Below are 13943 nucleotides of genomic sequence, written 5' to 3' on the forward strand. Positions count from 1 at the left end.
AACCGGTGAAGCCAACCATGAGAACGCGGCTTTCAAAGCTGCGGCTCTGGCCGCGCTCGCTGACCTTCCGCGTCATCGCCTTTTCGACCGTCTGGGCGATCCTGACGCTGGTGGTCATCTTCACCCTCATCACCACGCTCTACCGTCAGGCCAGCGAGCGCGGCTTCGACAGCCTGCTCTCGGCGCATCTGTTCAACCTGATCGGGTCCGTCGGCATCTCCGAAGGCGGCGCGCTCACCGGTGCGCCTGACCTTGGCGACCTGCGCTTCTCGGAACCGAATTCCGGCTGGTACTGGTCGGTGGAGCCGGCCTCCGAAGGCGTCCACGGCGATCTCCATTCTTCCTCGATGACGGCCTCGATCCCGTCGCCGAGCGTCGCCGAGGTGCCATTCAACGCCAACTTCCAGCGCAGCTACTCGACCGAAGGCATCAAGGGCGAGAAGCTCGAAGTCTTCGAGAGCGAGTTCGTGCTGGATGCCAAGAACCGCGCCGCGCGTTTCCGTGTCATGGGCAACCACAGCGAGCTGGAACAGGAGATCGCGAGCTTCCAGCGCCGCCTGCTCACCTATCTGTCGCTGTTCGGCGTCGGCATGATCGCCATCAACGCCATTGCCATCCTGCTCGGCCTGCAGCCCTTGCGCCGGGTGCGCAATGCGCTCGCCATGGTGCGCGAGGGCACGGCGCAGCGGCTCGACGGGCGCTTTCCGGCCGAGATCGAGCCGCTGGCCAACGAGACCAATGCGCTGATCGAGAACAACAGGCGCATCGTCGAGCGCTCGCGCACGCAAGTCGGCAACCTCGCCCATTCGCTGAAGACGCCGCTCGCCGTGCTGATCAATGAGGGCCGCGCGCTCGGCGGCGCCAAAGGCCAGCTCATCGCCGAGCAGGCGGCCTCGATGCAGAAGCAGGTCGACCATTATCTGCAGCGCGCCCGCGTCGCCGCCCAGCGCGACAGCGTCGTCTTCCGCACGCCAGTGGCGCCGCTGGTCGAGCGCATGGTGCGCGTGCTGCAGAAGCTCAACCCCCAGACCAGGCTCACGCTGTCGCAGCCGCCGGCCGGGATCGTATTCGCCGGCGAGCGCGAGGATCTGGAGGAATTGCTGGGCAACCTGCTCGACAATGCCATGAAATGGGCCAAAAGCGCCGTCGCCGTCTCGGTCGCCACAGTTCCGGGAAGCGCTGGCAAGTTTGAAATCGTTATAGAGGATGACGGCCCCGGGATTCCCGAGGACAGCGCGCGGGAGGTGCTGAAGCGTGGCAAGAGACTAGACGAAACGAAGCCGGGAACGGGGCTCGGGCTTGCCATTGTCGCCGACCTCGTCAACGAGTATGCAGGCGCCCTGGCGCTGGAGCGGTCCCGCATGGGCGGCTTGAGGGCGGTGGTGAGATTGCGGAGCCTTCATTAATGTATTTTATCGATTTTCAAGCGGCCGGTCGCGGCCAAATTTCCGACAAATATCAACACTATGGCCTCGCCGTCCTCCCCGATGGCGCGAGCCCCTGTGCATTTCGCTCAAGAAGCCAATCCCGCTCAAGAGAACCGATTGCTGGTATGAAGATTCGCGTCGCGCTCGTTTCTGCTCTGCTGGCCGTTTCAGGCTGCACGACACTGGGCAGGGGAGGGCCGGGCTCTCCGATTACGCCCGCGTCCACTCCGCCGGCCGGCGGCAAGGTGGGAACCAGCATTGTCTCGGCGATGAATGGCGGGCTCATCGGCGGCTCGATCGGCGCAGGCTTGAGCGATGCCGAGAAGCGCAAGGGACTGGAAGCGGAATACAAGGCGCTGGAGTACAATACCAGCGGCCAGAAGGTGACGTGGAAGAGCGACAGCTCGTCCCATTATGGCGAGGTCGTTGCCGCGCAGCCCTACCGGGTCGGCTCGCAGGATTGCCGCCAGTACACGCACACCGTGTACACCGGCACTTCCGGCGTCACCGCGCGCGGGACGGCCTGCCGCAATGCCGACGGCAGTTGGACGCCGCTGACCTAGGTTAGGTCGGCGCGATTTGATATCGATCAAGGCCGGGCGGCGGGCCTGCCGTCAAAGCGTCGCAGGATGCTTGTGTTGGCAGGGCAGGGCTCTGCCTTTATTGGAATAGCCATGCTGTTCTGGGTCATAGCCGCAATCCTTACGCTGGGCGCCAGCCTGGCGGTGCTGTTGCCGCTGGCCGGCGGCACGAAGGGCGCATCCGCTGCCGGCGATCACGACCTCGAAGTCTATCGCGACCAGCTTTCCGAGCTCGACCGCGACGTGGCGCGCGGCCTGATCCAGCCGGCCGAGGCCGAGGAAGCGCGCGCCGAGATCGGCCGCCGCATCCTGCGTCTCGGCGCGGGCAGCCAGCCGGGCGCGGAAGCGCCGCGTCCCTCGCGCACCGCAAGGCTGGTCGCCACCGCCGCCGTGCTGGCCGTGCCGCTGGTGAGCTGGGGGCTTTACGGCGAGCTCGGCTCGCCTGACCTGCCCTCGCAACCGCTGACCGAACGGCTTGCCAAGAACCCGGCCGATTCCTCGGTCGATGAGCTGGTCGCCCGCGCAGAGTCTCATCTCGCGGCCAATCCGTCCGACGGCAAGGGCTGGGACGTGCTGGCGCCGGTTTATCTGCGCCTGCAGCGCTACGCCGACGCGGAGACCGCCTACCGCAACGCCATTCGCCTCGACGGCGACAGCGCCGTTCGCCAGGCCGGGCTCGGCGAGGCGATCGCCGATGCCGCCGGCGGCGTCGTGTCGGCCGAGGCTCAGGATGCCTTCGAGGCCGCCTTGAAGCTCGACCCCGCCAACGCCAAGGCAAGCTTCTATCTGGCGATGGGCCTGGCCCAGGAAGGCAGGAAGGCCGATGCCGCCGCCGCCTGGCAGAAGATGCTCAGTCACCTGCCGCCGGATTCGCCCTGGCGCAGCGCCGTCCAGCAGGCGCTTGCCGAAACGACCGCGCCTGCGGTCGCGGAAGGCAAACCGGCCAATGGTCCGGACGCGGGGCAGGTCGAAGCGGCGCAGCAGATGTCGCCGCAGGACCGGCAGGCGATGATCGAAACCATGGTCGCCGGCCTCGACGACAGGCTGAAGCAAAATCCGCGCGACGAGGAAGGCTGGATGCGGCTCATTCGTTCCTATGTCGTGCTCGGCAAGGCCGACCAGGCGCGCGACGCGCTCGTCCGCGCGGTCGCCGTCTTTGGCGCCGACAGCGAACAGGCCAAGAAATTCACCGCCTTTGCCGCCTCCCTCGGCGTGACGGCGACGGAGTAAGAGATGACGCGCAAGCAGAAGCGATTGTCGGTGATCCTGGCGGGGCTGGCCTTCCTCGGCGCCGCCGCCGGCCTCACCTTCTACGCGCTCGGCCAGAAGGCCTCCTATTTCTACATGCCGGCCGATCTTGCCTCGGCAATCGTCCAGCCCGGGCAGCGCATCCGTCTCGGCGGCCTCGTCGAGAAAGGCACCATCGAGCGCGGGCAGGGCGCCACTGTCGCCTTCTCGGTCACCGACAATCAGAAGTCGGTGAAGGTCACCTATACCGGCATCCTGCCCGATCTCTTCCGCGAGGAACAGGGTGTCATCACCGAGGGCGCTTTCGGCCCGGACGGCGTTTTCGTCGCCGACAGCGTTTTAGCCAAGCATGACGAGCGCTATATGCCCAAGGAAGTCGCCGACGGCCTGAAGGCCAAGGGCGTCTGGCAGGAAAGCAAGAGTCAATAATGGTTGAGACCGGACATTTCGCGCTCGTCCTCGCCTTCGCGCTGTCGCTGGTGCAGATGCTGGTGCCGCTGGTCGGCGCCCGCACCGGCAACCAGCGAATGATGGCGGTCGGCGGTCCGGTCGCCGTCACCGGCTTTGCGCTCACCGCGCTCTCCTTCACGGCCCTTGCAAGCGCCTATGCCGGTTCCGACTTCTCGGTCGCGAGTGTGTGGGAAAACTCCCATTCGCTGCAGCCGATGATCTACAAGATCACCGGCACCTGGGGAAACCACGAAGGCTCGATGCTGCTCTGGGTGCTGATCCTGACCTTCTTCGGCGCGCTCGTCGCCGTCTTCGGTTCCAACCTGCCGGCAACGCTGAAGGCCAATGTGCTGGCCGTGCAGGGCATGATCGGCGCCGCATTCTTCCTGTTCATCCTGACGACGTCCAACCCCTTCATCCGGCTGAACCCGGCGCCGATCGAAGGCCGCGACCTCAACCCGATCCTGCAGGACCTCGGTCTCGCCGTCCATCCGCCGCTGCTTTACCTCGGCTATGTCGGCTTCTCGATCTGCTTTTCCTTCTCGGTTGCCGCGCTGATCGAGGGCCGCATCGACGCCTCCTGGGCGCGCTGGGTGCGGCCATGGACGCTGGTCGCCTGGATGTTCCTCACCGGCGGCATCGCCATGGGCTCCTACTGGGCCTATTACGAGCTCGGCTGGGGCGGCTTCTGGTTCTGGGACCCGGTCGAGAACGCTTCCTTCATGCCATGGCTCGCGGGCACTGCGCTGCTCCATTCGGCGATCGTCATGGAGAAACGCTCGGCGCTGAAGATCTGGACGCTGCTGCTTGCCATCCTCACGTTCTCGCTGTCGCTGCTCGGCACCTTCCTGGTGCGCTCCGGCGTGCTGACGTCCGTGCATGCCTTCGCCACCGATCCGGCGCGCGGCGTCTTTATCCTCTGCATCCTGACGCTGTTTATCGGCGGCTCGCTGGCGCTGTTTGCGCTGCGCGCCTCGCGGCTGACCGCCGGAGGCTTGTTCCACCCGATCTCGCGCGAGGGCGCGCTCGTCCTCAACAACCTGTTCCTCACCACGGCTACCGCCACCGTGCTCGTCGGCACGCTTTACCCGCTGGCGCTTGAAGCCATCACCGGCGGCAAGATCTCGGTCGGCGCGCCCTTCTTCGACCTGACCTTCGGCCCGCTGATGCTGCCGCTGCTCGCCATCGTGCCATTCGGTCCGCTGCTGGCCTGGAAGCGCGGCGACATCCTTGCCGCCTCGCAGCGCCTGATGGCGGCCTTCGCGGTCGCGCTCGCCGCGATGCTGGTCACCGGCCTGTTCATCGATGGCGCCTCCGTCTTCGCAGCACTCGGCGTCGGCCTCGCCGTCTGGCTGGTCGCCGGCGCGCTGACCGACCTTGCGGTCAAGGCCGGCGTCGGCTCGGTGGCGCCGGCCGTCGTGCTTCGGCGCTTTGCCGGCCTGCCGCGCTCGGTCTTCGGCACCGCACTTGCCCATCTCGGCCTCGGGCTCACTCTGCTCGGCATCGTCTCCACGCTCTCCTTCGGTACCGAGAAGATTCTGACCATGCGCGCCCGCGAGACGGTGGAGCTTTCCGGCCACACGCTGCGCTTCGAAGGGCTGTTCCCGCAGAAAGGTCCTAACTTCACCGAGGATCGCGGCCGCTTCCTGCTGATTGGTGCTGACGGCAACATCGATGGCGAGATCACATCGGCGAAACGTTTCTACCCGGTGCGGCAGATGGTGACGACCGAGTCGGGCATCAGGACGCTGGGCCTCAGCCAGCTTTATCTGTCGCTCGGCGACGAGGGCAAGGACGGCTCCGTCGTCGTGCGCCTGTGGTGGAAGCCGCTGGTGACGCTGATCTGGGGCGGCGGCCTGGTGATGATGGCCGGCGCCGCCATGTCGCTGCTCGACCGGCGCCTGCGCGTCGGCGCTCCGTCTCGCCGCCGCAAGCTGGCCGCCGCTGCTGTGCCTGTGAGTCCGACATGAAGGCGAAGTTTTCGCTCGCCTCGCTGGTCCTCCTGCTGGCGCTGGTCTTCGCCGGCACGGCTCAGGCTGTGAAGCCCGACGAGGTGCTGCCCGATCCGGCGCTCGAGGCTCGCGCCCGTGCGCTTTCCGAAGGCCTGCGCTGCATGGTCTGCCAGAACCAGTCGATCGACGAATCCGACGCCGACCTTGCGCGCGACCTGCGCATCCTCGTGCGCCAGCGCCTCGTTGCCGGCGACACCGACCAGCAGGTGATGGATTACATCGTCTCGCGCTATGGCGAGTTCGTGCTCTTGAAGCCGCGCTTCAGCCTGCGCAACGCGCTTTTGTGGGGCACGCCGGCGCTTCTGCTGCTCGCCGGCGGCATCTTTATCGTACTTAGCGCCCGCTCGCGCCGCCCCGCACCGGACAACTCGCTCAGCGCCGAGGAACAGGCGGCGCTGGACAAGATGCTGCGCGACTAGCGCGCAGCTCCTCTGCCAACCGCCCAACATTACAAAATTTTCATGTACCGGAAATGGCGCCGTAATGTGCGCCGCTCTAATCCTCTTGCCCGAGGATGCTTCGTCTGAGCCGCATCCCTTCGAAAGAGGAACCGAAACCCCATGAATATTGCCCCCAATTCATATTCCGGCACCCGCAAGCGCCTGCTCGCGGCCGTCGCTTCCCTGGCTGTCGTCGGTGCGGTCGGCGCCGGCGCGCTCGCCACCGGCACTGCCCCCGTGCTGGCTGATGCGGTGCGCGTCGAGGCCCCCCAGGTCCCGAGCTTCGCCGATGTCGTCGAGCGCGTCACGCCGGCGGTGGTCAGCGTCAAGGTCAAGGCCAAGATCCAGCCGACCGCCGATGACGGCTCCAACGATCAGGACGGCTTCGACAACCTTCCCGACAATCCGCAACTGCGCCGCTTCTTCAAGCAGTTCCGTGGCTTCGGCGACCAGGGCGGCCAGTTCGGCATGCGCCGCTTCGACCATCGCAACCATGGCAATGGCGAGCCGCGTCCGGTCGCTCAAGGGTCGGGCTTCTTCATCTCCGAGGACGGCTACCTCGTCACCAACAATCACGTCGTATCGGAAGGCTCGGACTTCACCGTCGTCACCAATGACGGCAAGGAGCTCGACGCCAAGCTGATCGGCACCGATCCGCGCACCGATCTTGCGGTGCTGAAGGTCGATGGCGCCGCCAACAAATTCACCTATGTCGACTTCGCCGACGACTCCAAGATCCGCATCGGCGACTGGGTGGTGGCCGTCGGCAATCCGTTCGGCCTCGGCGGCACTGTCACGGCAGGCATCGTTTCGGCCCGCGGCCGCGACATCGGCGCCGGCCCTTATGACGACTTCATCCAGATAGACGCCTCGGTCAACCGCGGCAATTCGGGCGGTCCGACCTTCAACCTCAACGGCCAGGTGATCGGCATCAACACCGCCATCTTCTCGCCCTCGGGCGGCAGCGTTGGTATCGCCTTCGACATTCCGGCCTCGACCGCCAAGCAGGTCGTCGAAGATCTGATGAAGAACGGCTCGGTCCAGCGCGGCTGGCTCGGCGTCGAGATTCAGCCGGTGACCAAGGACATCGCCGAGTCGCTCGGCCTGAAGTCGGACAAGGGCGCGCTGGTTTCGAGTGCGCAGGACGCCGGTCCAGGCAAGAAAGCAGGCATCACCCCCGGCGATGTCATCACCCAGGTCGACGGCAAGGAAGTCGCCTCGCCGAAGGAACTCGCCCGCATGATCGGCGCCTATGCGCCTGGCAAGTCGGTCGACGTCACCGTGTGGCGCAATGGCAAGAACGAGACGGTCAAGGTCGATCTCGGCACGCTGCCTTCGAGCGACAAGCAGGCTTCGAACGAGGACAACAACAAGCAGTCGGCGCCCGCCAAGGCCGACACGCTGGCCGATCTCGGCCTCACCGTCACCAAGTCGGAAAACGGCAAGGGCCTGGTGGTGACCGATGTCGATCCGGACAGCGACGCCGCAGACCGCGGCATCCAGCCCGGCGACGTCATCACCTCGATCAATTCGGCCGAGGTGAACACCACCGACGACGTCTCCAAGGCTATGGCGGACGCTGCGAAGTCCGGTCGCAAGGCGGTGCTGATGCAGATCACCCGCGACGACGCGAACCGCTTCGTCGCGCTGCCGGTCGGCAAGGGTTGATCCGACAGAGCGGCTCATCGTTTCAGGCAAACGCAGAGCCGCTCTATCTCTTTGGTTTGACGCAATTCCTGACGGAAAATCGTTTCGCGCTTTTCCTGGAATTGCTCAGCGACTTTTCCTTGCAGCGGTTTCAACACCCCCGGGCCGCCGCCGAGACCTGCCGTGGCCGAGCACGTCAGTCAGTCATCGTGTTTCGCTCATGGCGGCAGCGGGTTTCCCATCACCCGCTGCCGCTTCACCACAAAGGTCAAGTGGAATGGCTGCCCCTCAATCTTCCGGTGAAATCGCGTATAACGGCTCCATGAAGATTCTCGTCATGGAAGACGATCGCGAGGCGGCGGACTACCTGAAGAAGGCCTTCGCCGAGGCGGGCCACACCGCCCATGTCGCCGGCGACGGCGAGACCGGCTTCGCGCTTGCTGATGCCGGCGACTATGACGTGATGGTGGTCGACCGCTTGATGCCGCGCCGCGACGGCCTGTCGGTGATCGCGGCGCTCCGCTCGCGCGGCAACACCACGCCGGTGCTGATCCTGTCAGCGCTGGGCGAGGTCGACGACCGCGTCACCGGTTTGCGCGCCGGCGGCGACGATTACCTGACAAAGCCCTACGCCTTTTCCGAACTGCTCGCCCGCGTCGAGGTGCTGAACCGCCGCGCCAGCGCGCGCGAGGCAGAGACCGTGTACCGCGTCGGCGATCTCGAGCTCGACCGCCTGTCGCATTCGGTCAAGCGCGCTGGGCGCGATATCACGCTGCAACCGCGCGAGTTCCGCCTGCTCGAATATCTGATGCGCCATGCCGGCCAGGTGGTGACGCGCACCATGCTGCTCGAGAATGTCTGGGACTATCATTTCGATCCGCAGACCAATGTCATCGACGTGCACGTCTCGCGGCTGCGCGGCAAGATAGAGAAGGGCTTCGACAAGCCGATCCTGCACACGATCCGCGGCGCCGGCTACATGCTGAAAGGCGGCTAGAGCATGATTCCGAAAGGTGGGAACCGGTTTTCGGAAAAAGATCATGCTACAACAAGGAGTTAGATCAGGATGGCGATTCAACTAATCGTCATCCTGATCTAAGAGCAAATGGCTCTTTCCCTGCCGGCCATCATGAAGACGACGGCGGCCCGGCTCTCGGCGCTTTACCTCCTGCTTTTCGCGCTCTGCGCCGTGCTGCTGGTCCTCTACATGACATCGCTGTCGGCGCGCATGCTGACCGCGCAGACCCAGGAGACCATCAACGACGAGGTGCTGGGCCTTGCCCAGGCCTACCAGCGCGGCGGCCTGCCGGTGCTGGTGCGCGTGGTCGAGAACCGCTCCCGCCAGCCCGGCGCCAACCTCTATCTGATCGCCGACGCCAACGGCCAGATTCTGACCGGCAACGTGCAGAGCCTTGAGCCTGGGGTCATCGAAACCGAGGGCTGGACAACCCGGCCCTTTTCCTATCAGCGCTTCGGCGAGGGCGAACTCGACCGGCTGCGCGGCGGAGGATCCGACCAGACCGCGCCGCCGCCCCGTGCCGGCGCGCAGTCCGAGGGCGAGAAAGGCCATAATGCGATCGCGCTGGTGCTGAGACTCCCCAACCAGATGATCATGCTGGTCGGCCGCGACCTCGGCGAGCCCGAGCGCTTCCGCGCCGTCATCCGCCGCGCGCTGACGCTGGCGCTGGGCATGATGGGGCTCGGCGGGCTCTTGATCTGGTTCTTCGTCGGGCGCGCCGCGCTGAAGCGCATCGACAGCGTCTCCGATGCGAGCCGCCGCATCATGGGCGGCGACCTTTCCGGACGGCTGCCGGTGACCGGCGCCGGCGACGAATTCGATCGCCTGTCGGAAAATCTCAACACCATGCTCGCCCGCATCGCCATGCTGAACGAGGGGCTGAAGCAGGTCTCCGACAACATCGCCCACGACCTGAAGACGCCGCTGACCAGGCTGCGCAACCGCGCCGAGGCGACGCTTGCCGGCAAGCACAAGACGGCCGACTACCGCCAGGCGTTGGAAGGCACGATCGCCGAGTCCGACCAGCTCATCAAAACCTTCAACGCCATCCTGATGATCTCGCGGCTGGAGGCCGGCTATTCCTCCGAGACGACAAGCCCGGTCGATCTAGCAGCCACGGTGAGCGACGTGGTCGAGCTCTACGAGCCGGTGGCGGAAGAGGCGGGCGTTGCCCTGGAAGCCACGGTGCCCGAAGCCATCACCATCCACGGCAACCGCGAGCTGATCGGCCAGGCGCTGTCCAACATCGTCGACAACGCGATCAAATACTCGACCGGCGCCATCGAGGACCCGAAAGTGCGCGTCACGCTGGAGCGCGCCGGCGGCGAGATCAAGCTTGTCGTTTCAGACAACGGCCACGGCATCCCCGACGATACCGACCGTGCCAGGGTCACCGAGCGCTTCGTGCGGCTGGAAAAGAGCCGCTCGCAGCCGGGCTCGGGCCTGGGCCTCAGCCTCGCCAAGGCGATCATGACTTTCCACAATGGCAGGCTTGATCTTTTGCCCGCCAATCCTGGATTGTCCGTGGTCATGAGTTTCCCGACACGGGAGACGCATTGATGGCGGCTAGGATGGCAAAGAAACAGGTCGAAACCGCATGGCAGCTCCGCCCGACGCTGGCGCTTCGCCCGTTGGATGGCGACCACGCCCGGCGGGAGTTGTCCGAGATCGCGGACGCCGCCGGGGAAGACGGCTTGACGCGGCTCGCCGCGTTCCTTGCCGGCAAGGGCACTTTGCAGGATCTGCTTGCTGCCGTTTTCGACCTGTCGCCGTTCCTGCGCGATGTGGCCCGCCGCCGCCCGGCCATTCTCGACACGCTGTTCGACCAGACGATCGAAGCGCGGCTCGACGTCATCGGCGAGGCGATCGATCGCGCGGCGCAGGCCGACAATGTCTCGGAATCGAGCCTGATGATGGCGCTCAGGCAATGGAAGACTGAGGCGCATTTCCTGATCGCGCTCGCCGACCTTTCAGGCGAAGCCGAGACCGCGCTGACGGTGCGCCGCCTCAGCAACCTCGCCGATGCCTGCACCCGCGCCGCCGTCGACTTCCTGCTGCTCGACGCGCACGGGCAGGGCAAGCTCAAGCTGCCCGAGCCGAAGGACCCCGCGCGCGGCTCGGGCTGGATCCTGCTCGGCATGGGCAAGCTCGGCGCGCATGAGCTGAACTTTTCCTCCGACATCGACCTAGTCGTCTTCTTCGATCCGGAAGCGCCGGCGGTCGTCGATCCGCTCGACGCCACGGAGTTGTTCTCGCGCCTCACCCGCCGCCTCGTGCGCATCCTGCAGGACCGCACCGAGCACGGCTATGTCTTCCGCACCGATCTGAGGCTTCGTCCCGATCCCGGCTCAACACCGTTGGCGATCCCGGTCGAGGCAGCGCTGCGCTATTACGAGGCGCGTGGCCAGAACTGGGAGCGCGCCGCTATGATCAAGGCGCGGCCGGTGGCGGGTGACCTTGCCGCGGGCGCTGCCTTCCTCAAGGAATTGCAGCCCTATGTCTGGCGCAAATACATGGACTACGCGGCGATCGCCGATGTTCATTCGATCAAGCGCCAGATCCATGCCCACAAGGGTCATGGCGAGATCGCGGTGAAGGGACACAATGTCAAGCTCGGCCGCGGCGGCATCCGCGAGATCGAGTTCTTCGTCCAGACGCAGCAGCTCATTGCCGGCGGCCGCTTTCCGGAACTGCGCGGCCGCGAGACGGTGCCGATGCTCGGCCAACTCGCGGCACGTGGCTGGATCACCGCCGACGCGCGCGATGCGCTCACCCGGCAATACTGGTTCCTGCGCAGGGTCGAGCATGCCATCCAGATGGTGGCGGACGAGCAGACGCATATCCTGCCGGAGGATGACGAGGGGCTGCAACGCATCGCGCTGATGCTGGGCTTTGCCGGCGAGGCGGAATTCGCGAAAACCTTCCGCGCCTCGCTGCAGCAGGTCGAGCGCCACTATGCGGCGCTGTTCGAGACGGCTCCCGAACTCTCGGCCGGCGTCGGCAACCTGGTCTTCACCGGCGATGTCGACGACCCCGACACGTTGCAGACCCTGCATCGCCTCGGCTTTCAGCGGCCGAGCGACATCTGCCGCGTCATCCGCGGCTGGCATTTCGGCCGCTACCGCGTCACCCAGTCGGCGGAGGCGCGCGAGCGGCTGACGGAGCTGACGCCGGCGCTGCTGAAGGCCTTCGGCCAGACCCGCCGCGCCGACGAAGCGCTGATACGCTTCGACGAGTTCCTCGCCGGCCTGCCGGCCGGCATCCAGCTCTTCTCGCTTTTGCAATCCAATCCGGCGATGCTCAAGATGATGGCGACGATCATGGGTGCTGCGCCGCGGCTCGCTGCCATCATCACGCGCCGGCCGCATGTCTTCGACGGCCTGCTCGACCCGGCGCTGCTTACCGAACTGCCGGACCGGGCCTATCTTTCGGCGCGGCTTGCCGCCTTCATCGAGGGCGACCGCGCCTATGAGGATGTGCTCGACCGGCTGCGCACCTTCGCCTCCGAGCAGAAATTCCTGATCGGCGTACGCCTGCTTGCGGGCTCGATCGATCCCGCGCGGGCGGGGCGCGCCTTCTCCGATCTTGCGGACCTTACCATAGAGGCCGCACTTAACGCCGTCACGACGGAGTTCGCGCAGCGCCATGGCAGTATCGCCGGGGGCCGGGTGGCGCTGCTCGGTATGGGCAAGCTCGGCAGCCGCGAGCTCACTGCCGGCTCGGATGTCGACCTCATCCTGCTCTACGACCACGACGTGGATGCGGAGGAATCCGACGGCGCAAAGCCGCTTGCGACCTCGCACTACTATGCCCGTAAGACGCAGCGGCTGATCGCCGCCGTCTCGGCGCCTACGGCCGAAGGCGTGCTTTACGAGCTCGACCTTCGCTTGCGCCCCTCCGGCAACAAGGGGCCGGTCGCCACCCATATCGACGCCTTCAAGAAATATCAGCGCCAGGACGCCTGGACATGGGAGCACATGGCGCTGGCAAGAGCCCGCGCCATTGGCGGCGATGCTGAACTCTGCGCGGAGGTCGAGGAGGATATCGCGGCGGTTCTCGCGCAGCCGCGCGACGGCGCTAAGGTGAAGGCGGATGCTTCAGAGATGCGGGCGCTGATCGAGAAGGAAAAGCCGCCGCGCGATCTCTGGGACATCAAGCTGATCCCGGGCGGCCTCATCGACCTCGAATTCATCGCCCAGGTCGCCATCATCACCGGTAATGTCGAGCCCGGCCGTCGGGTCACGGCGACCGCCGATGTGCTGGCGCGACTCTCCCCCGGTTTCGCGGCTCCCGGTGTCCGGCAGGAACTCTGCGACGCCTGGCGGCTCTATCTTGCGCTGACGCAGATGATCAGGCTTTGCCTTACCGGAGAGTTCCAGCGCGACGACGTGCCGCCCGGGCTTTCGGATCTGCTTTTGGCGGCCACCGACCTGCCGGATTTCGGCGTGCTGGAAGCACACCTCAAGGAGACGTCGCTGAAGGTCAGGAGAGATTTCGACCGTCTGCTTCGTGCGGGAACGTCGTCGTCAACCGCATTGCCGCCATGATTCCTCGGGTGGCACATTAGCCACAGTTAATATTAATCGGCAACCCGGTCTTGCGCCATTGGCAAAGGTGTCCCGTAATGGGTCAATGGGTCTGGCACCGCAATTGCACTGTCAGCAATGCCGGGGTCAATCATCACCCCGACGAAGGGGGGCCCCGCCGCTTCGCAAATGGAGCGGCGGGTTCTTTTAACGCCTGATTTGACAGCCGCCTACATCGCCAAAACCTGGGGGCAATGTGCAACTATGGAACTTCCGAAATTCTTGGTGGGCATGTTCGCGACGTCATTCATCGTCGCGATCTGGGCTGACAAAGCAACTGGTTCCGTCTGGACGGCGCTCGGATGGGCAATGCTGGCCATGGTCATTCTGCAGGTCGGATATATCGGCTTGGTCGTCGGCTTGATCTATAGGCGGGCATCGAAAGGTGCCGACGCAAGCCCGGCATCGGCAGCCGTAAACGATTTAAACCCTACTGGCTCAGTTTAGCGGCCCGACAGTCCGTTGGGGTGGGTTTGACCGACCGCCGGGCCTGACCGGCGCGGGGGCAAGCCGGCTAAGTCAACCGTAATATTA

The 13943-nt window shown here is 65.5% G+C and carries 11 protein-coding genes; all 11 read left to right on the plus strand.

Features of this window, described 5'->3' with window-relative positions; translation table 11 throughout:
- Nucleotides 1-17: 17 nt before the first annotated feature.
- The 11 genes from RFN28_RS22280 to RFN28_RS22330 all read left to right on the plus strand — a co-directional run bounded on the left by RFN28_RS22280 (nt 18) and on the right by RFN28_RS22330 (nt 13856).
- Entirely contained in the window at nt 18-1406 is a 1389-nt protein-coding gene (locus tag RFN28_RS22280) for an ATP-binding protein (protein WP_320289377.1), read from the plus strand.
- A complete protein-coding gene (locus RFN28_RS22285; RefSeq protein WP_320289378.1) occupies nt 1406-1990 on the plus strand; it encodes an RT0821/Lpp0805 family surface protein in 585 nt (194 codons plus the stop codon). Before RFN28_RS22280 ends, RFN28_RS22285 begins: the two co-directional genes overlap by 1 nt.
- A gap of 111 nt (nt 1991-2101) precedes the next feature.
- Nucleotides 2102-3238, plus strand: a complete 1137-nt coding sequence (gene ccmI, locus RFN28_RS22290) for a c-type cytochrome biogenesis protein CcmI (protein ID WP_320289379.1) — start codon at nt 2102-2104, stop codon at nt 3236-3238.
- A gap of 3 nt (nt 3239-3241) precedes the next feature.
- Nucleotides 3242-3685 carry a cytochrome c maturation protein CcmE gene (gene ccmE, locus RFN28_RS22295; protein WP_320289380.1) on the plus strand — a complete coding sequence of 148 codons (444 nt, stop codon included), beginning with the start codon at nt 3242-3244 and terminating at the stop codon, nt 3683-3685.
- Complete coding sequence (locus RFN28_RS22300; RefSeq protein ID WP_320289381.1) at nt 3685-5676, plus strand: heme lyase CcmF/NrfE family subunit; 1992 nt, start codon at nt 3685-3687, stop codon at nt 5674-5676. Before ccmE ends, RFN28_RS22300 begins: the two co-directional genes overlap by 1 nt.
- Complete coding sequence (locus RFN28_RS22305) at nt 5673-6137, plus strand: cytochrome c-type biogenesis protein (RefSeq protein WP_320289382.1); 465 nt, start codon at nt 5673-5675, stop codon at nt 6135-6137. The genes RFN28_RS22300 and RFN28_RS22305 overlap by 4 nt, the downstream gene beginning before the upstream one ends.
- Nucleotides 6138-6278: 141 nt before the next feature.
- Nucleotides 6279-7826, plus strand: a complete 1548-nt coding sequence (locus RFN28_RS22310; RefSeq protein WP_320289383.1) for a DegQ family serine endoprotease — start codon at nt 6279-6281, stop codon at nt 7824-7826.
- A 301-nt stretch (nt 7827-8127) separates the two neighbouring features.
- On the plus strand, nt 8128-8802 hold the full coding sequence (locus RFN28_RS22315; protein ID WP_320289384.1) for a response regulator transcription factor: 675 nt from the start codon (nt 8128-8130) through the stop codon (nt 8800-8802).
- A gap of 108 nt (nt 8803-8910) precedes the next feature.
- Complete coding sequence (locus tag RFN28_RS22320; RefSeq protein ID WP_320289385.1) at nt 8911-10383, plus strand: sensor histidine kinase; 1473 nt, start codon at nt 8911-8913, stop codon at nt 10381-10383.
- Between the two features lie 11 nt (nt 10384-10394).
- A complete protein-coding gene (locus RFN28_RS22325; protein ID WP_430678618.1) occupies nt 10395-13370 on the plus strand; it encodes a bifunctional [glutamine synthetase] adenylyltransferase/[glutamine synthetase]-adenylyl-L-tyrosine phosphorylase in 2976 nt (991 codons plus the stop codon).
- A 117-nt stretch (nt 13371-13487) separates the two neighbouring features.
- Nucleotides 13488-13856 carry an exopolysaccharide production repressor protein gene (locus tag RFN28_RS22330; RefSeq protein ID WP_320289387.1) on the plus strand — a complete coding sequence of 123 codons (369 nt, stop codon included), beginning with the start codon at nt 13488-13490 and terminating at the stop codon, nt 13854-13856.
- Nucleotides 13857-13943: the final 87 nt, after the last annotated feature.

The sequence above is a fragment of the Mesorhizobium album genome, from assembly GCF_033977205.1.
GTDB classification, from domain to species: domain Bacteria; phylum Pseudomonadota; class Alphaproteobacteria; order Rhizobiales; family Rhizobiaceae; genus Mesorhizobium; species Mesorhizobium album.